Origin of the sequence: Psychrobacter sp. Choline-02u-9 (genome assembly GCF_002836505.1) — a bacterium.
Classification (GTDB): domain Bacteria; phylum Pseudomonadota; class Gammaproteobacteria; order Pseudomonadales; family Moraxellaceae; genus Psychrobacter.
In genome coordinates, this window is sequence record NZ_PJBF01000040.1 from 40,425 (window position 1) to 60,132 (window position 19,708).

General features: G+C 41.3%; 17 protein-coding genes and 1 pseudogene. 13 read left to right on the plus strand and 5 right to left on the minus strand.

Annotation, left to right across the window (positions count from 1 at the left end; all coding sequences use genetic code 11):
* The first annotated feature begins 86 nt into the window (after positions 1–86).
* The 12 genes from CXF69_RS00790 to pcaD all read left to right on the plus strand — a co-directional run bounded on the left by CXF69_RS00790 (position 87) and on the right by pcaD (position 11,830).
* Positions 87–1,259: a muconate/chloromuconate family cycloisomerase gene (locus CXF69_RS00790; RefSeq protein ID WP_102077927.1), complete on the plus strand. Its 1,173-nt coding sequence runs from the start codon at positions 87–89 to the stop codon at positions 1,257–1,259.
* An 89-nt stretch (positions 1,260–1,348) separates the two neighbouring features.
* Positions 1,349–1,639, plus strand: coding sequence for a muconolactone Delta-isomerase (gene catC / locus CXF69_RS00795; RefSeq protein WP_102077926.1), 291 nt, complete (start codon positions 1,349–1,351; stop codon positions 1,637–1,639).
* A gap of 213 nt (positions 1,640–1,852) precedes the next feature.
* Complete coding sequence (catA, locus tag CXF69_RS00800) at positions 1,853–2,776, plus strand: catechol 1,2-dioxygenase (RefSeq protein ID WP_102077925.1); 924 nt, start codon at positions 1,853–1,855, stop codon at positions 2,774–2,776.
* A 131-nt stretch (positions 2,777–2,907) separates the two neighbouring features.
* The gene (benA, locus tag CXF69_RS00805) at positions 2,908–4,287 is read left to right on the plus strand and encodes a benzoate 1,2-dioxygenase large subunit (RefSeq protein ID WP_102077924.1); all 1,380 of its coding nucleotides are present in this window, start codon (positions 2,908–2,910) and stop codon (positions 4,285–4,287) included.
* Positions 4,288–4,388: 101 nt separating this feature from the next.
* A complete protein-coding gene (benB, locus tag CXF69_RS00810) occupies positions 4,389–4,895 on the plus strand; it encodes a benzoate 1,2-dioxygenase small subunit (protein ID WP_413775317.1) in 507 nt (168 codons plus the stop codon).
* Between the two features lie 138 nt (positions 4,896–5,033).
* Positions 5,034–6,059 (plus strand): benzoate 1,2-dioxygenase electron transfer component BenC, encoded by a 1,026-nt coding sequence (gene benC, locus CXF69_RS00815; protein ID WP_228706726.1) that lies wholly within the window; start codon positions 5,034–5,036, stop codon positions 6,057–6,059.
* A gap of 49 nt (positions 6,060–6,108) precedes the next feature.
* The gene (locus tag CXF69_RS00820) at positions 6,109–6,888 is read left to right on the plus strand and encodes a 1,6-dihydroxycyclohexa-2,4-diene-1-carboxylate dehydrogenase (RefSeq protein ID WP_102077921.1); all 780 of its coding nucleotides are present in this window, start codon (positions 6,109–6,111) and stop codon (positions 6,886–6,888) included.
* Positions 6,889–6,971: 83 nt separating this feature from the next.
* Entirely contained in the window at positions 6,972–8,168 is a 1,197-nt protein-coding gene (benE, locus tag CXF69_RS00825; RefSeq protein WP_102077920.1) for a benzoate/H(+) symporter BenE, read from the plus strand.
* A 115-nt stretch (positions 8,169–8,283) separates the two neighbouring features.
* The gene (locus CXF69_RS00830) at positions 8,284–8,985 is read left to right on the plus strand and encodes a 3-oxoacid CoA-transferase subunit A (RefSeq protein ID WP_102077919.1); all 702 of its coding nucleotides are present in this window, start codon (positions 8,284–8,286) and stop codon (positions 8,983–8,985) included.
* Between the two features lie 37 nt (positions 8,986–9,022).
* Complete coding sequence (locus tag CXF69_RS00835) at positions 9,023–9,682, plus strand: 3-oxoacid CoA-transferase subunit B (RefSeq protein WP_102077918.1); 660 nt, start codon at positions 9,023–9,025, stop codon at positions 9,680–9,682.
* 50 nt (positions 9,683–9,732) lie between these two features.
* Entirely contained in the window at positions 9,733–10,965 is a 1,233-nt protein-coding gene (gene pcaF, locus CXF69_RS00840; RefSeq protein WP_102077917.1) for a 3-oxoadipyl-CoA thiolase, read from the plus strand.
* An 88-nt stretch (positions 10,966–11,053) separates the two neighbouring features.
* Positions 11,054–11,830, plus strand: coding sequence for a 3-oxoadipate enol-lactonase (gene pcaD, locus CXF69_RS00845; RefSeq protein WP_102077916.1), 777 nt, complete (start codon positions 11,054–11,056; stop codon positions 11,828–11,830).
* A gap of 40 nt (positions 11,831–11,870) precedes the next feature.
* Here pcaD and CXF69_RS14610 read toward each other — a convergent pair whose 3' ends face one another.
* The 5 genes from CXF69_RS14610 to CXF69_RS00870 form a co-directional block, all read right to left on the minus strand.
* Entirely contained in the window at positions 11,871–12,392 is a 522-nt protein-coding gene (locus tag CXF69_RS14610) for a transposase family protein (RefSeq protein WP_102077915.1), read from the minus strand.
* A 155-nt stretch (positions 12,393–12,547) separates the two neighbouring features.
* Entirely contained in the window at positions 12,548–13,375 is an 828-nt protein-coding gene (locus CXF69_RS00855; protein WP_102077914.1) for a SphA family protein, read from the minus strand.
* 585 nt (positions 13,376–13,960) lie between these two features.
* Positions 13,961–15,106, minus strand: a complete 1,146-nt coding sequence (locus CXF69_RS00860; protein ID WP_102077913.1) for an NAD(P)-dependent alcohol dehydrogenase — start codon at positions 15,104–15,106, stop codon at positions 13,961–13,963.
* 34 nt (positions 15,107–15,140) lie between these two features.
* Positions 15,141–16,595 carry a benzaldehyde dehydrogenase gene (locus CXF69_RS00865; RefSeq protein ID WP_102077912.1) on the minus strand — a complete coding sequence of 485 codons (1,455 nt, stop codon included), beginning with the start codon at positions 16,593–16,595 and terminating at the stop codon, positions 15,141–15,143.
* A 153-nt stretch (positions 16,596–16,748) separates the two neighbouring features.
* The gene (locus CXF69_RS00870; RefSeq protein WP_102077911.1) at positions 16,749–18,113 is read right to left on the minus strand and encodes an MFS transporter; all 1,365 of its coding nucleotides are present in this window, start codon (positions 18,111–18,113) and stop codon (positions 16,749–16,751) included.
* Positions 18,114–18,409: 296 nt separating this feature from the next.
* Here CXF69_RS00870 and CXF69_RS14455 point away from each other — a divergent pair.
* Positions 18,410–19,152 (plus strand): annotated as a pseudogene (locus CXF69_RS14455) (IS3 family transposase); the annotation flags it as partial.
* Positions 19,153–19,708: the final 556 nt, after the last annotated feature.

Genomic DNA, 19,708 nt, shown 5'->3' on the forward strand with positions numbered 1-19,708 from the left:
CTAAATAGGTCTTAGACATGTCGATATTTAACACCTATAGTTCTTATTAAGCATAAGGAAGCCAAAATTTTATACTAAGGACAGATATGATTCGTTCAATTAATACTTTACTAGTACCAATACCTACTATTCGAGCGCATAAACTTGCTTGTACCGTGATGAATGAACAAGTATTGGTTCTGGTACATATCCAAACCGAAGATGGCTACGAAGGTTGGGGCGAAGCAACGACGATTGGCGGTTTAAGTTATGCTGAAGAAAGTCCTCATAGTATCAAAACCAATATCGATACTTACTTTACCCCTCTCTTGATGAAAGAGAAGCCTACAAGTACAGCAAAAGCAATGCAGCTCTTGAACACCCACATCAGCGGTAATCGTTTTGCAAAATGCGCGATTGAAACTGCTCTACTCGACATCGAAGGCAAAAGACTCAACTTACCTATCAGCGAGCTCATCGGTGGTCGCGTCCGTGATCGTATCGAAGTCGCATGGACGCTTGCTAGCGGAAATACTGATACCGATATCGCTGAAGCTCATCAAATGATTGAACAAAGAAAACATCGAATTTTTAAATTAAAAATAGGTAGCAACCCTATTCTTGATGATATTGCCCATGTATTAGCTATTAAACAAGCTTTACCCGATTGCCGCATCACCGTTGATGTTAATCAAGCATGGACAGAGCTTGAAGCTATGAAAGGGATTAGTCTGTTGCAGGACGGCGGCGTTGATTTAATCGAGCAACCAGTATCGATGCGTAATAAATCAGCCCTAAAGCGTTTAGCTGAACACTTCGACGTGGCTATTATGGCTGATGAAATTGTGCAAGATCCATATAATGCTTTCCAATTGGCAGCGGATCACTGTGCCGATGTCTTTGCTGTAAAAATTAATCAAGCCGGCGGATTGAAGGCCGCCTGTCTCATTGGACAAATGGCACATCTAGCGGGTATCGAGCTTTATGGCGGGACGATGCTAGAAGGACCCATTGGTACTGCTGCATCAGCGCATGTGTTCTCTACCTATCCTAGTCTGAACTTTGACACGGAGCTGTTTGGCCCGTTGCTATTAACAGAGGATATCCTAGCTCAGCCGCTTGATTATCAAAATTTTGGTTTAACTATTCCAACTGGCGCGGGTATAGGTATAGAAGTAGATAGTGACAAAGTATATCACTATGCCAGACAATCAAATTTATCATCCTCAAATCCGATGTCGTTAAGAACTTACGTAAGCGACTCTCACGCTGGGGTCTGATAGACCTCTACTAAAAGCTCCACGCAATAAGTGCTGATAAAGACCAAATATCAGCTATATAACTACCCATAAAGTATAAGGACATAATTATGTTATATCACGTCAGAATGGATGTGTTGTTACCGACAGATATGAATGCTGATAAGGTCAGTGAACTTAAGCAAGCTGAAAAAGCACTATCACACAAACTGCAAGAACAAGGTAAGTGGCGTCATATTTGGCGCTTAGCGGGAGAGTATTCTAACTTTAGTATTTTCGATGTCGAAAGTAATGAAGAACTACATGACATTATGATGTCGCTACCACTTTACCCTTATATGAAAGTCGAGGTCACCCCTTTACTTCGTCATCCCTCTTCTATTCGCGATGATGATAGTTAGTGCCCTATAACGCTATTACTAGATTTCATTAATACCGTTGATGTTAATCAAATAATAGCATCCCAAAATCGCCTTAATCTATTTTTTAACAATTATTGGTCTATACCAGACCAACGGACACCTATTGCCAAAAATAAGCAATGAATGAATGTATTTTGAGTAAGAGTGCTCGCTATAACTACCTTTTAAATAGTCCTCAACAAGGAGAGAGACATGGAACGCAGCCAAATTGAAGCATTAGCCACTCAGTTCATCAAAGGTAAAATTGACTTTCCTGAACAAGTTAACCCACGTATACAAGACATTGTCTTACGTATCGTAACCGACCTCATGCAAACCATCAATGATTTGAAAATCACGGCCGATGAATACTGGTCTGGGGTTGAGTTCATTGGGGATTTAGGCAAAGAGGCAGGATTACTCTCTCCTGGCCTTGGTTTTGATCACTTCATGGACTTAATGATTGAAGAAGACTTAAAAGCGGCGGGTCTTGACGGTGGCACTGTACGTACCATCGAAGGTCCACTCTATGTCGCTGGTGCGCCAGAAGAAAAAGGCTTTGCGCGTCTAGATGATGGCACTGATCTTGACAATGGCACCGTGCTATTCATGCAAGGGACCGTTTATGGCGAAGATGACAAGCCATTGCCAAATGCCAAGGTTGAAGTATGGCATGCCAATAGCTTAGGCAATTACTCTTTCTTTGATGAGTCGCAGTCGCACTTTAACTTGCGTCGTAGCATTATCACTGATGAAAACGGCCATTATGCTTTTCGCAGTATCGTCCCATTAGGTTACTCAGTGCCGCCAGAAGGTATGACCCAAAAAATATTGGGCCCGCTAGGACGTCATGGTCATCGCCCAGCTCACATTCACTTCTTCGCGAGTGCTGACGGTCATCGCAAATTGACCACGCAGATTAACATCGATGGTGATGAGTATCTGTGGGATGACTTTGCCTTTGCTAGCCGTGAAGGCTTGGTACCAGAAGTGACGATGGTTGAAGATGCTGACAAGCTACAAGAAAAAGGGCTGGACGCGCCGTATGCCAGTATCGATTTTGACTTTCATTTAGTGAAAGACATTGATAAGCCAGTACAAGGCAGTGAAGTTGAACGTCGCCGTGCTCAAGCTTAATTATTGAGTATCGCTAGCTACTGTTAGCAACCACTAAATTTTATAGATTTTCGCTTGATATGCACTCAGTTGTCGTATCAAGCGTCATACCCTAACATCGTTTAACACCGTTATTTACAAGGAAGAAAGCCATGAGCGAGTGTATTAATCTAATACCTGAAGGATCAGATATCGCTATCGATGATTTTTTAGAAGAAAATGTAGAAAAAGGAATTTATCGCCTACATCGCAGTGCCTTTACCAATGAAGAGCTGTTTGAGCTTGAAATGAAACATATCTTTGAAGGCAACTGGGTTTATCTGGCTCATGAGACTCAAATCCCTGATAACAACGACTACTATACAACATACATCGGCCGCCAGCCGGTCATCGTTGCGCGTAATAAAGAAGGTGAACTGCATTGTATGATCAATGCCTGCTCCCACCGCGGCGCTCAATTATGTCGTCATAAAAAAGGCAATAAGGCAACTTATACGTGCCCCTTTCACGGTTGGACTTATAACAACTCGGGCAAGCTGCTTAAAGTTAAAGATCCACGCGGCGCAGGTTATCCTGACGCTTTTAATAAAGACGGCTCTCACGACCTAAAGCAAGTCAAACTTGCCAATTATAAAGGTTTCTTGTTTGCAAGTCTTAATGATGATGTCGAACCGATTGAAGACTGGCTTGGCGGCTCAACCAAAATCCTTGACATGATTGTCAATCAATCACCAGAAGGCTTAGAAGTATTACGTGGCACCTCAACCTACACTTTTGATGGTAACTGGAAGCTACAAGCTGAAAATGGTGCTGATGGCTACCATGTTTCAGCTGTCCATTGGAACTATGCTGCGACAACAGCACGTCGCAAAGAGCAAGAAGCAGAAAAAGAAGACAATATTAAAGCCATGAATGCTGGTAAATGGGGTCGTCAAGGTGGCGGATTCTATTCTTTTGAGAACGGTCATTTACTACTTTGGACTCAATGGGAAAACCCGCAGGATCGTCCTAATTTTGCGTATCGCGATGACTATGTTGCCCAATATGGTGAAGCAATGGCCGACTGGATGATTGGACGCTCACGTAACTTATGCTTATATCCAAATGTTTATATTATGGATCAATTTAGCTCGCAAATCCGTATGCTACGTCCAATATCCGTTGATAAAACTGAAGTCACTATCTGGTGTATCGCACCGAAAGGCGAAAGCGATGAAGCACGTACTCGTCGTATCCGTCAGTACGAAGACTTCTTTAACGTGACCGGCATGGCAACGCCAGATGACTTAGAAGAATTTCGCTCGTGCCAGCAAGGTTATAACGGCATTAAGCTAGAATGGAACGACATGTGTCGTGGCTCTGAGCACTGGATAGAAGGCGCTGACGAAGGTGCAAAAGCCATTGACCTTAAACCGTTATTAAGTGGGGTCAAGACTGAAGATGAAGGATTGTATACCGTGCAACATCGATATTGGCATGAAGAGATGAAAAAAGCCCTAGAGCAAGAACAGCAGCTACATGGCGCAGGCTAATATTAGCTAAGTATTTAGGGCAATTATTCAATTTAAATATTGCCCCTAAATACTTAAACCAGTAACTTGCTAGTTATTGCAGGACGAACAAATATAAAAGGATATCGCTAATGAAAAATGCAACGGTTAATATCGAAGATGTGCGTCAGTTTCTGTACCGTGAAGCACGATTGCTTGATGAAAAAAAATGGGAAGAATGGCTGGCTTGTTATGACGAAGAATGTCCATTTTGGATGCCTAGTTGGGATGATGATGGCGAACTAATAAGCAATCCGCAACGTGAAATATCTCTTATTTATTACCCTGATCGTCGTGGACTTGAAGATCGTATTTTCCGTATCGAGACTGAGCGTTCTTCTGCAACCATTCCTGATACCCGTACCACACATAACTTATCTAATATCGAATTACTTGAAGATAATGATGGCATTGTTAGTGTCCGATTTAACTGGATCAATAAGTCTTATCGTTATCATGAGACCAATACTTACTGGGGATTCTCTAAATACAAAATAGATATGAATCAAGCTAGCCCAAAGATTTTGGACAAATACATTGTACTAAAAGATGACTACGTACATCAAATTATGGATGTATATCACGTCTAGAGTTCGCATGATTTTATTTATACTTGCCAGCTAGTACAAATAATTAAATTTAAAAATAGCTTGTTGGTAATTTATGAAGTATCAACGAGCCAACCAAAAGTATAGTGATGTTAGTCAGTAGCCATATATTGAAAAAGGATGTTTCTCATGGAATACAACATAGCTCTACAGTTTGAAGATGGTGTCACGGGATTTATCAAATGTGAAGATGATGAAACCGTTGCCGAAGCCGCTTATCGCCAAAAATACAATATCCCTGTGGACTGTCTAGATGGCGCCTGCGGTACTTGCCGTTGTCATTGTGAGTCAGGCAGCTATGACATGCATCCTGATATGTATATTGAAGAGGCGCTGACCGAAACCGAAGCTAATGATGGCTACGTCTTGACCTGTCAAATGATCCCCGAGAGCGACTGCGTCATTAAAGTGCCAACCTCATCAGAAGCCTGCAAAGTTAGTAAGTCTGTGTTCAAAGGTAAGCTACAACAGCTAAATGTATTGTCAGAATCCACCATTCACTTCGGCGTTGAGGTTGATAACCCAGATGCCTTAGTATTTTTACCTGGGCAGTATGTCAATATTACTATCCCTGACTCTGATGAGACACGTTCCTACTCTTTTAGCTCAATGCCTAGTACCAATCAGGCTGAATTTGTCGTCCGTAACATTCCAAACGGCAAAATGAGTACCTTTTTATCTGATGTTGCCAAGCTAGGTCAAGATATTGACTTTGAAGGACCATTCGGTAGTTTCTATTTACGTCCTATCGTACGCCCTACTGTATTTTTAGCTGGTGGTACAGGTATCGCACCCTTTTTATCGATGCTAAAAAGCTTAGAAATATCGGGCGCTCATCATCCTATCAAGATGGTCTACGGTGTTACTAATGATGCTGATTTGATAGAGATTGAAAAACTGGAAGAAGTGAAGAAAAACCACGATTGGTTTGACTATTATACCTGTGTGGCAAGCGAGGAAAGCGCTCATGAGCGCAAAGGCTATGTAACCAGCCATGTTGAAGCTGATTGGCTAAATGATGGCGATGTTGATGTTTATCTGTGTGGTCCTCTGGCGATGGTCGATGCCGTTAGTAATTGGTTAGATACAAGTAGCCTCAAACCTAGCAATTTTTATTATGAAAAGTTCACACCTAGTGAGCAGTAATATAGCTCAAACAATACAGCGATAGAATACTTTTCTCTAGGAGACAGCAATGAGTAAGCGCTTTGATAATAAAGTATGTATCGTAACTGGTGCCGCACAAGGTATCGGTCGCGGGGTCGCATTACGCTTAGCAAGTGAAGGCGGCAAGATAGTGATGGCAGATTTCTCACCTTTGGTAGAAGATGTGTTAGCAGAAATCACTGCAAATGGCGGGCACGCGACGACTATCCAAGCTGATCTTGAGACTTATCAAGGTGCGCAAGAGGCTATTAATAAAGCGCTTGATACCTATGGACGTATCGATGTGCTAGTCAATAATGTTGGCGGTGCGATATGGATGAAGCCTTTCGTCAATTTCTCAGAAGAAGAGATTAATAAAGAAGTCAGTCGCTCATTATTTCCGACATTGTGGTGTTGCCGCGCCGTATTACCAACGATGATTGAGCAGCAGTCTGGTACTATTGTCAATGTATCTTCTATCGCCACACGCGGTATCAACCGCATACCCTACTCGACAGCGAAAGGCGGCGTCAATGCCATGACCGCATCGCTCGCTTTTGAGTACGCAAACGATGGTATCCGAGTAAATGCAGTAGCGACTGGTGGCACTGAAGCTCCGCCTAGAAAGATTCCACGTAATGCAAAGCCTTTAACTGATGATGAAAAATCATGGATGAATGCAGTCGTTGACCAGACCATTGACCGCACCTTTATGAAACGCTACGGTACGATAGATGAGCAAGTCAATGCCATTGCATTTTTAGCATCAGATGAATCGTCATATATCACTGGGAGTACCATTCCTGTGGGTGGTGGCGACGAAGGCTAACCACATCAATTGAGCTTTTAAGTTAGGCAACACAGCGTCTAACTTACTACTCTCTGATTACTGCTAATTTGCAAGGAAGCAATATGGCAACTGTCATTCAAACCTTGAAAGACGACTGGTCACTCTCTGCTACTGTGGCAGGATTTTTGGCCGTACTGATCTCTTATGCTGGCCCATTAATTATCTTTTTTCAGGCAGCACAAGCAGCGCAGGTATCAGAAACGATGATGGCATCGTGGATCTGGGGAGTATCTATAGGTGCCGCCGTCTCAGGTATCTATTTATCTATTAAATATAAAACCCCTATTATTACCGCTTGGTCAGCACCCGGTACGGCTCTACTGGTAACCGTCTTTCCGAATATGAGTATTAATGAAGCGATAGCCGCTTATATCGTATCAGCGATTGTGATTTTTTTAGTAGGTGCAACTGGATCTTTTGACAAGATTTTAAGATGGATTCCTAATGGTATCGCTGCCGGTATGATGGCAGGTATCCTGTTTCAATTTGGTTTAGAGTTATTTGTAGCAACCAATACGATGCCATTTATCGTATTTAGCATGCTTGGCTGTTACTTAGTAGCCAAGCGATTTTCACCACGTTATACCATGATTTGGGTACTGCTATGCGGTGTCATTTTAAGTGTTCTATTAGGAAAAATGAACCCTGTCAATATAGATTTAGCCATTACCATACCTACTGTAATATGGCCTGAGTGGACGTGGAATGCCGTATTCAACCTTGCGATTCCACTCATTCTTGTGAGCTTAACTGGACAGTTTTTACCTGGTATGGCGATTCTTAATCTTAGTGGTTATGACACACCAGCCAAGCCTATCGTCAGTATTACAAGCCTAGCTTCGTTAGTAGTCGCCTGTGTAGGGGGTATTACGATTGTCCTAGCAGCAATCACCGCAGCACTTTGTACTGGTAAGGATGCCCATGAATTAAAAGAGAAACGCTACATAGCAGGTGTGGCAAACGGTATTTTTTATCTATTAGGGGGACTACTTGCCGGTAGCATCGTGATGGTATTTAGCTTGTTGCCCAAAGAGCTAGTTGCAGCATTAGCCGGTCTTGCACTTATCGGTGCTATTTCTACCAACATTACTATAGCAATGAAAGATGACTCTCAAAGAGATGCAGCGCTAATCACTTTTTTAGCAACAGCATCTGGTATGAGTTTTCTAGGACTAAGCTCTGTTTTTTGGGGCATTCTTATCGGCATGGTTGCCTACTATATTTTAAGCAAAAAACGCTTATTACCTTTGTTTTCATAAGCAAAAATATACGTCATTTTTATTAATAGAACAGCCAAAACAACAAGACAGTCTCGAAGATGCATCAAACTTAAGTCTCGCAATACCTAATATTACTTTTGTATAGGACATAAACATGATTAATAAAGCTGAAAAAAATATCACGGATGTACTTAGCCAAATTAAAGATGGCGCCACTATTATGATTGGTGGTTTTGGAACTGCAGGGCAACCAGCTGAACTCATTGATGGCCTTATCAATTTAGGTGTTAAAGACCTTGTCATTATTAATAATAATGCTGGAAACGGTGATCATGGTCTTGCCAGATTATTAAAAACGGGCGCGGTACGTAAAATCATTTGTTCTTTTCCTCGTCAATCAGACTCATGGGTATTCGATGAGCTTTATCATGCAGGAAAAATTGATCTGGAATTAGTACCACAAGGTAATTTGGCTTGCCGTATTCAAGCGGCAGGCATGGGGCTTGGAGCCGTATATACACCAACAGGGTTCGGTACTCTACTCGCAGAAGGCAAAGAAACTCGTCATATCGATGGCAAAGACTATGTCTTGGAATATCCAATTAAAGCTGATTTCGCCTTAATAAAAGCAAACAAGGGTGATCGTTGGGGTAACTTAGTTTACCGAAAATCTGCACGTAACTTTGGTCCAATTATGGCAATGGCAGCTGACGTGACTATCGCTCAAGTCTCTCAAACAGTTGATCTTGGTGAGCTTGATCCTGAGCACGTTATTACACCAGGCATTTTTGTGCAGCATGTGGTGCAAGTCCAATCTGCCAGCACTAGTACTGAACTTTCTGACACTGCAGCATAGCCACCGCTAAATACTGCCAATTATAAGGAGCGTCATTATGAGCCATACCTCTTACACCGTTTCGACCCGTGACCAAATAGCCGAACGCGCTGCACAAGACATTCCAGATGGAGCCTATGTCAACTTAGGCATTGGACTACCGACCAAAATCGCACAATACTTATCTAATGATAAAGACGTATTTTTGCATTCAGAAAACGGCTTATTAGCTTTTGGTCCATCACCTGCCAAAGGTGAAGAAGATCCCGAACTGATTAATGCTGGAAAGGAATACGTTACTATGCTCGATGGCGGTAGCTACTTTCATCATGGTGACTCTTTTGCCATGATGCGCGGTGGCCATATCGACATTTGCGTGTTGGGTGCGTTTCAAGTAGCTGCTAATGGTGATTTGGCCAATTGGAGTACTGGTGCAGAGGATGCGATACCCGCTGTTGGAGGTGCTATGGACTTAGCCGTTGGTGCCAAAAAAGTCTTTGTGATGACCAATCACACGACTAAGACTGGCGACCCTAAAATCGTCAGCGAGCTTACCTACCCTGTGACTGGCAAAAACTGCATTGATCGAATTTATACTGATCTATGTGTCATCGATGTCACTGATAAAGGCTTAGCCGTCACTGAAATGGTCGATGGCATGAGCTTTGCGGACTTGCAAGCATTGACTGGCGCAACGTTAATTGACGCTACTAAATAAAAAACCCTCTTAATCAGAATTTAAGATAATCAAAACTCAGGATAATCGCCATGACTGATTCAATCACTCGTTTAAATAACGCTTATATTATTGATGCCATTCGCACTCCTTTTGGTCGCTACGGCGGCAGTCTAGCACCAGTACGTGCAGACGACTTAGGTGCTATCCCTATCAAGGCGTTAATGGAACGTAATGCTAATGTCGATTGGGTAAAAGTAGATGACGTCATCTACGGCTGTGCCAACCAAAGCGGCGAAGACAATCGCAACGTCGGTCGCATGTCATCATTGCTAGCTGGCCTACCTTATCAAGTGCCTGCAACCACTGTTAATCGCTTGTGCGGCTCGTCAATGGATGCGTTAGCGATAGCTGCTCGTGCGATTAAAGCTGGTGAAGCCAATTTAATTATCGCAGGTGGTGTTGAGAGCATGAGCCGTGCGCCATTTGTGATGGGCAAATCGGATCAGGCGTTTGGTCGTAGTCAAAAGCTGGAAGATACCACTATGGGTTGGCGCTTTATCAATCCAAAGCTTGATGAGCTATATGGCACAGAGACCATGCCGCAAACCGCCGAAAATGTCGCAGAGCAATTCAATATCAACCGTGCCGACCAAGATGCATTTGCGCTACGTAGCCAACAACGTACCGCAGCGGCGCAAGCGTCAGGATTCTTTAAAGACGAGATGACCCCTGTCGTCATCCCGCAGCGTAAAGGCGAGCCTGTCACCGTCGATACTGATGAGCATCCTCGTGCTGACACCACCCTTGAGAAGTTGACTAAATTGCGTCCTATCGTCACCGCAGATGGTACGGTGACTGCTGGTAATGCCTCTGGAATTAATGATGGTGCAGCAGCCTTCCTAGTAGCGTCAGAGCAAGCGGTTAGAGAATTTAATCTAAAGCCGCGTGCACGTATTGTGGCCTCAACTACGGTAGGCGTTGAACCGCGTATTATGGGTTTCGCCCCAGCACCAGCGATGAAAAAATTGCTTGAGCATACGGGACTAACGCTTGATGAGATGGATGTCATTGAATTAAACGAAGCTTTTGCCGCGCAAGCTCTAGCTTGTACGCGTGACTTGGAGTTAGCTGATGATAGCGAGCGCGTCAACCCTAATGGCGGTGCGATTGCCCTTGGTCATCCACTCGGCGCCTCAGGTGCCCGTTTGATCTTAACTGCCCTCAATCAACTTGAAAAAACGAGTAAGCGTTATGCAATCTGCTCAATGTGTATCGGTGTTGGACAAGGCATCGCAATGATTATTGAGCGCGTTGAAGGCTGATTAATCGTTCAAAATAAAATAAATACCCACCTCAATAGGTCAAAAGTAATACTTCAATCACACGATAGTCAAAATAAGGACATTCATCATGCCTGTATTTGAAAATAAAGACGTAACGCTAAATTATGCCACCTTTGGTGATAGCAGCAACCCCGCCCTAATATTTTCCAACTCTTTAGGTACTAGCTATCGTATGTGGCAACCACAAATCGATACCTTGCAAGATGATTATTTTATTATCTGCTATGACACTCGTGGTCATGGTAAATCATCAGCACCCAGAGGCCCTTATAATTTAAACCAGCTGGGGCAAGATGTGATTGATTTGTTAGATCACCTGCATCTTGATAAGGCATTTTTTTGTGGCATTTCTATGGGCGGCATAACAGGTCAATGGTTAGCTATCAATCATCCCGATCGCTTCCACCACTTGATGTTATGTAATACCGCCGCGAAAATTGGTAACGAAACAGCATGGACGGAGCGTGCAAGGTTGGTACGTGAGAAAGGTCTAGCGCCTATCGCAGCTACAGCTGCTCCGCGTTGGTTTACAGCAGATTTTATCGATCATTACCCAGATGTAGTCGCGGCATTGTCTAGCGCTCTTACGGCTGGCAGTGCAGAGGGCTACGCAAGCTGCTGCGAGGCGTTATCTATCGCTGATACTCGCAAGCAGTTAAAAGATATTCGTGTACCAATTACAGTGTTGGCAGGCGTTGAAGACCCGGTGACGACCGTTGCTGATGGCCAATATATGGTCGATCATACACCTAACGCTAAGCTCGCCACTATTGATGCCTCGCATATCTCAAATATTGAACAACCTGAAAAATTTACTAAGTATATAAGCCAGTATTTAAAGTAATACATATTGAACTATCTCGACAATAGACCTTTTGCAAAAGTCATAGGCTAAGCTCGAAATTTAATACACCTGCGAACAGCTTTATTCTTAAGTCATAACGTTGATGACAATTACGGTAGCGTACAGCCAGGATTTTACACAGTTTGATTAGACCTATTTTATACTCAACTAGAATGCGCAACTCTGATAGATAATGATTGGCCTGTTTGCAGAGTTCTAATAACTCACTACCCTTTAGTTTCTTAAAAGGGATAAATACTAGCTTATGTAGCTTGGCTATGCCCTGGTAACCACTGTCTACTAGATAGCTGGTATTCTTAGGTAGCCAATAAGGGCAGGTTTGTTTATAAAGACTAAAGTCATGTACACAGCCCCTACAGGTTTGCACATCAAGTATCAGTCCTGTTTGCCAATATACTATGATCTGAGCTTTTAAGGTGTGTTGTTCCTTTTTTCTACTATAGTACTGTTTTTGGTTTTTTTGGACGTTCAATGTGGCCTTCGGTTGCATCAATGATAACCGCTGACCAATTGATATGCTCAGGCTTACCATATGGCCCATATCTTATTGAACCAACTCAACCTACGATAGCGCGGGCAAATGCATTAATGATAAAGGAAGGGTAAGCTCAGATATTAATTACTTTAGTATAAGTGAAGCATGCAACCCACCGCTGTTTAGAGTAGTGGGCGATAGAATATAAACGCTTGAATCCTTTAAAATGCTTTAGTTAACGAAGCTCTTATCACTTCTCCCTCAAAGGTTTCTTTATTTGAATACTCTTTATATAAAGCTATATCTCCACCTAGTAAGTTAGGCGGTGAAAAGTATCCTATAGATAAACCTAAAGCGTTTCTTTCCTCATCACTATTACTAGTCTCAAAAGTATTATAACCCACGAGTCCAATATCGAGTAATCCATAACTTTTACTCAGACCCCACTCAGTGATTAGCTCATCGTTAAGATTATTACCGTTAGGCATCTCATAACGGCTTAATGCGCTGAAATTAATATCACCTTGTTTAGTAAGTTTGACATTACCGCCGAGTGTGAGCATGACCGAATCATAACCTTTACCAGGACTGGAAAGTCGACTTTTATCAAAATCACCCGTATCAGCCCAATATCCTATTCCTGCCACTGCATCCCATCTACTATCATGCCAGCCTAATACACTTCCTACATATAAATCACCTAGGCCTGTGCGCCTATCAATATCTTGACCACCAATTTTGAGGTCTGTATTGACTAAAGGTATAATACCTTCCAATATTAAATCGCCACCCAGTATTTTTTGTTGGGTTACCCAGACAACTCTATTCGCTAGTGCAGCAACATTGACTTCGCTATCAGATGGTAAAGATTCGTTTTTATCAGCACTATAGTTGATCACATAGCCTTTGTAATAAATCCCAGGTGGCGGTGCCACGCTTCCTTTAATTCCTTCAACACCTGGAACGTAATGAGAGTCAGAAGCGTGAACAGCTAATGGTAAGGAAATAGCCATAGCCGTTAAAATGATTTTACCTTGAGTGGCTTTCATAGAACATCCTTGTTAATATTTATATAAAATGGCAACTTCAAAATTTCATTTAAAACGCCTAGGGGCGGTACTTCATTGTGCATAGAGCCTGACAATATTATTAGCTTGTAAGTGTTTTATACCTTTAACTAATATATAGGAGAGGTTATTAACAAATCTTTTAGCAAAAAATAATATATGCTTTTTTTTAAATATATATTATGAACGGACTTGTCTAAGACCTAATTTATTGATCTTTCATACTTCTTAGGTATACTAAAATTGTTTTTAATATTTTATATAGCTGACAAGAATAAGTCAGATTTGAGATTCACAATATTGATATAGGTCTTCAATAACTGAGAATTCGTTATATCAATAGGAAGAGAAATATTGACGTTATTGCTGCTGTCGGCACTATACTAATTCTATATTTAGTAAACTAAGATCAACCCTTGATAACACGCCCTAGTAGCGTTCAAAAAGATATTAGGAGTTTTGCTTTCCAAGACTTATGTGATACTTTTCTTTGAACTAGAGCTGTAATAGTCAGGGCAGCTGATATCAGTTTTTCTTCAGTATTTTGATTTAACTGCCCCTTCCCCTCTAATCTGTTAGTATGCTTTCTGATACACCTTCAGAGATTTTAATAATGGGTTTTAACGTGATACCTTTATGACTGTCTATCGCTGCTTGGTTAATGTCTTTAAAATCGTAGAACTTAACTAACTTATCAAAAGGAAACTTACCTTGCTGATATAGTGTGACTAATTCAGGAATAAACTTCTTCGGCGAGCTACTTCCTTCGACAACCCCGATAATGGTTTTGCCTCCTAGTAGCAAGTCGTTGACATCAAATTCGGCATTTGTTCCTAACTGAGGTGCGCCAACCACGGCTATTTTACCTAAGATACCAAGTGCATCCACACCCATTTTTAAAATTTCAGGGCGTCCTGTCGATTCCAAAGCAAAATTAGCACCACCGCCTGTAATCTCTTTGATTGTAGCTACAGGGTCTTGTGTTTTGCTGTTAATGATATGGGTCGCTCCCAATTGTTTAGCAAGCTCTAAACGGGACTCAACAATATCAACTGCAATAATAATGGATGCTCCACATAATTTTGCCGCAAGTAGAGCACTCAAACCAACTGCACCGGCACCCCATGTTACAAAGCTACTCGCTGGTGTTACTTTCAAAGCATTTATGCACGCGCCAGCTCCTGTTTGGATGCCACAACCCAAAGGTCCTAATAATTCGAGCGCAACATCTTTACTGACTTTAACTGTATTATTCTCACGACTTAGAGAATAAGTTGCAAAAGAGGATTGAGCAAAAAAGTGATCATGAACAGATTGGCCGTCATGTGTGCAAATTGCATTGTTGCCTTCTAAATCTGCCCCACTGAAATTTCTTCCAAAAAACTCTGAACAATAAGCAGGGTTTCCAGTATTACATTGTGCACATTTCCCACAATAACCATAGGTAAGAACCACATGATCTCCAACTTGTAAGTCAGTGACATTTGGCCCTACTGCCTCAATAATTCCTGACCCTTCATGCCCGAGTACGGCTGGAAGTGGTACTGGATAATATTGATCACGTACAATTAAATCGGTATGACACATTCCCGTTGCAACCACTTTTACCAATACCTCATCACCCTGAGGTAAGCGTATTTTTAATGGTTGTAACTCGAAATCAGCACCTTTACAGGCAGTTATCGCTGCTGTGATATCTTTCATATCATTCATAATGTTATTTCCTATAATTAGTAATTAAGTTTAATTAAAAAGGATAATGCGGTGCTTGTGCTTGAACCGTCATCCATTGCCATTGCGTAAATTCATCTGCATTTGCAGGACCACCAATGCGTGTTCCATTTCCTGAAGTCCCGAATCCACCAAATGGATTCACGGTGTCATCATTGACGGTTTGATCATTGATGTGCAGTAAACCAACATCTAATTGTTGTCCAATATGCATCCCTCGGCCAACGTTTGAGGTAATAATGCCTGCAGATAATCCATAGTTTCCGTTGTTAGCTAACTCAACAGCCTGATCATCACTGCTAAAAGGAATTAGAACAGCAACTGGACCAAAAATTTCTTGACTAAAAATAGGGTTATCAACAGTGATGTCTGAGAGCACAGTCGGCTCAAAGAACACTCCATTGGCTTGGCCACCAATCTCAAGCTTAGCACCGTGCTTAATCGCATTATCAACTAAACTTTCTACTCTTTGAGCTTGCTTAGTATCGATAAGAGGACCAATCGTCACGTTACTTTCACAAGGGTTACCAACTACGAATTTTTCGACTTTTTCGATAACTCTTTGTTTGACTTTGTCATAAATACTTTCATGAATCAGTATTTTTCCTGAGGTCATACAAATTTGTCCCGAATGTAAAAATGCACCCCATGCAATATTTTCTGCCGCTAACTCGATGTCAGCATCATCTAAGATTATTAGTGAGTTTTTACCACCGAGCTCCAATGAAACTTTTTTTAATGTTTTAGCTGCATTTGCTCCAACGATACGACCAACATCTGTTGATCCTGTGAACTGAATGCTAGAAATATTTTTATCTAAAGTTAGCGCCTCACCAACTTCTGATCCACCTGGTAGTACATGTAAAAGACCTTCAGGCAAACCAGCCAACTCAAAGAGACGTGCAATGACATAGCCACTGCATACAGCTGTTCTTTCATCAGGTTTAAGAACGACAGCATTACCAAGCGCTAATGCGGGTGCGACGGCACGTAGTGCTAAATACAAAGGAAAGTTAAATGGTGAAATAACACCCACTACACCCAAAGGTATACGCCTAGCAATACTCAACTTATTCGTCTGAGTAGGTAATAAGTTTCCTTGATCGGCCGCCGGTAACCCAATACAGCTCTTAAGTACTTGAAGCGTAATGCTAACTTCAAAACCTGCTTTGAGTGGTAAAGAACCGCTTTCTTTTACTAACCACTCAATCACTTCTGCTTGGTTTTCAGTTAACAGTAAAGCCGCTTTTTCAAATACAGCTTGGCGCTCTTGATAACTCAAAGCCCACCATTTTTTCTGTGCAGCTTTCGCTTCTTGAGCTGCAATCACAACGTTCTTAGTAGATGCATAGCCAATTTCACCCAGTGGCTGACCTGTTGCCACTTCAATAACAGGATAGCTAGATTCAGTTGGTTTCCACGTACCATTAAAAAGCTTTCGATTCCACACGTCCTTCTTTAATATTGACATAATTATTCCTTAAAAGTTATTTAGGTCCTTCATTGATATTTTGATTACATTACTATTGAGCCTATTTCGATATTTGTGTCCAAAACTAATTGAGTACTCAATTATATTTTTGAATGAAACACGGTTCTATGCTAGAAGACTTTTAAGTAATCTTTAAGCTGATGCAGGGACATCTAAAGTAATAGGTTTAGTTTCAGCTTGTTTGCTATCTACCGCAGCGTTGAGGTTTACCAGGAAAATAGCAATGGCTGCGATAACACCTGGTATGGCAATAAATAGAAAGTTAGTCTGATGGTTTAATTCAAGTGTGAGCAGAGCACCCGTTAGAATAGGTCCTACAATAGCACCGATACGGCCAATACCAGATGCCCAACCCATTGCAGTAGTACGGACGATAGTAGGATAATATTGAGCAACAAAAGTGTAGAGTAGGATTTGTGAGCCAATAGTCGTTGCGCCTGCTACACCGATAAGCGTGTACAGCACCATTTGGGGGCTGTTGTAGCCAAGTAGTATTAATGATATTGCTCCTGCAGCAAACATCACAGTCAATACTGGTTTGAGATGGAATTTGTCAGCCAGCACACCGCCACCAATTGCACCGATCATACCACCGATATTTAGTGCGAATAAAAACAACATACTAGCACCAAGTGAGTACCCTGCTTGAGTCATAAGCTTCGGTAACCAGCTTGCTAATGCATAGACCATGAGTAAGCACATAAAAAATGCTACCCAAAACATAATAGTAGTAAAGCCACGATTTTTTAAAAATAAGGCTTTAATAGGAGCATCGTCACTCTTGGTAGGCTCATCTAACAAAAGAACAGTAGACGCAGTAATACTTTCTTGTGGTACAAGTTTTTGAACGATATTTTTAGCGTCTTTTTCTCGCCCTTCTTTAACTAAGTACATCAAGGATTCAGGTAACATTTTCCAGATAATAGGTAATAGCAGAGTGGGTATCCCTGCAATATAAAACATCACTTCCCAACCATAATCTACGACTAGAAACGATCCTAATAGTGCTGAGGCCATCCCACCTATTGCATAACCACTAAACATAACTGCAACAAGCGTACTGCGTATGCGTTTTGGAGCATACTCAGAAGTTAATGCAACACAGATTGGCATAACGCCACCAATACCAAGGCCGGCAATGAAGCGTAATATAGCGAATTGGATAGGATTTTCAGCAAATGCACCAAAAAATGTGAAACTACTAAATAAACCGACGCAAATTAAAATCGTCTTTTTGCGTCCAATTTTGTCAGATAGAGTACCAAAAATCATGGCGCCAAACATCATACCAAACAAAGCAGAGCTAGCAAGAAGGCCGGCTTGTACAGTGGTTAGCGCCCACTCTTCCATGAGTAATGGTAGAGCGACACCATAAATAATGAGATCATAGCCATCAAAAATGATAATCAATAAACACCAGAACAGAACCTTCCAGTGAAAGGGGGAAAACTTAGCTTCATCAATAATTTTATTGATGTTTAATGTCTGTGAATCCATTCTTACGTCTCCTTGGATAATCTCCCTGTAAGTAGCTACTAAGTTATTGCTTTATGGAGACCAAGTCAAAAACCATGTAAGTATTTATATATACCTATAAGGTATATATAAATACTTACATCAATTCAAGATAAAAGACGAACATTAGTCAATCATTCTAAAGTCAAGTCTCTATGAAATCGATACAGCCTATATCATGAAAAAGTTTAGTTAGATTATTTTCCATCCATCCTTGGCGTAGAAACTGTGCTTGTGCTCATTTCTTTTCAATGGGATTTAAATCAGGGCTTCTGAGTGAAATTAAACGTATCTGGCAGGATAGCAAATGCCGTTATGGTGTGCGTAAAGTTTGGCAGCAGATGAAAGCGGATGGTATAAAGATTGCTCGATGTACTGTAGAGCGATTAATGAAGCAGCATGGACTTCAAGGCGTTTGGCGTAGTAAAAGTAAGCTTACTACCAACAGCCGTAATGACCAAAAAAGGGCTGATAACTTAATTAATCTTAACTTTACAGCTCATCGTGCTAATCAGCTATGGGTTGCAGATTTTAATTACATTAAGACAGTGAGCGGCTGGGTTTATACCGCTTTTATTATGATGTGTTTGCCCGTCATATTGTCGGCTGGACAGCATCTAATCGTATGAATACCGATATGATGATGGCAGCGTTAAATCAAGTGATAACGGATAGAAACAACCCCAAAGATGTAATTCATCATAGCGGTGGATGCGTTCAGTACTTATCTATTCGCTACACTTCTAGTATTACTGACTCTGGTGTTATTGCCTCTGTGGGCACGACTGGTGACTCATACGGTAATGCGGTGACTGAAACGGTCAACGGGCTTTATAAATCTTAGGTGATTAAATATTTGAAGCAGCACTGGTCTGGTGTTAATGATGTTGAATTAGCCACGCTTGAATGGGTGGATTGGTTTAACAAACCACGGCCGTATAGCACGATTGGTTATGTGTCACCTTTTGAGTTTGAAAAGCGGTATTATGATAGTTTAATCCTGTCAGGTATTGCTGCCTGACTCAAGTAAATCAACCTCCGATAAATTCGAGGCAGTTCAATTTATATAATAGCTTTAATATAAACCACATAAAAAAGAAAGCTAGCTAGCAGCTGGCTTTCTTAATACTTTGAACTAAATACTTATCCCTTACTGTTAATTATTAATAAACAGTAAGGGATAAGGGATAAGCACTTAAACTTTTAAAGAGTATCAATACCATTACTTTTGATACTATTTTGATACTCTGAATTTATTGATAGATATATCTACTTATTGACAGGTATGTTTAAATCACACTCTAAACCCCTATATCAATTGACTTACAGCCGTAAATTACAGCTACTTATCGCTATCTGTTGTGTATTGTTGTTGTAAAAACAAGGACTCATAATCCTTTGGTCGTAGGTTCAAGTCCTACTGGGCCCACCACATTTTGAATCAGGCTTGTTCGCAGCGATGCGGCAAGCCTTTTTTTATGGGGTTTTATAAATATTCTGAACAGTATAGGTATATGGCGAACTATATAGAATATTGGTATATTTGTTGGTATAGATTATACCAACGCGGAGATATA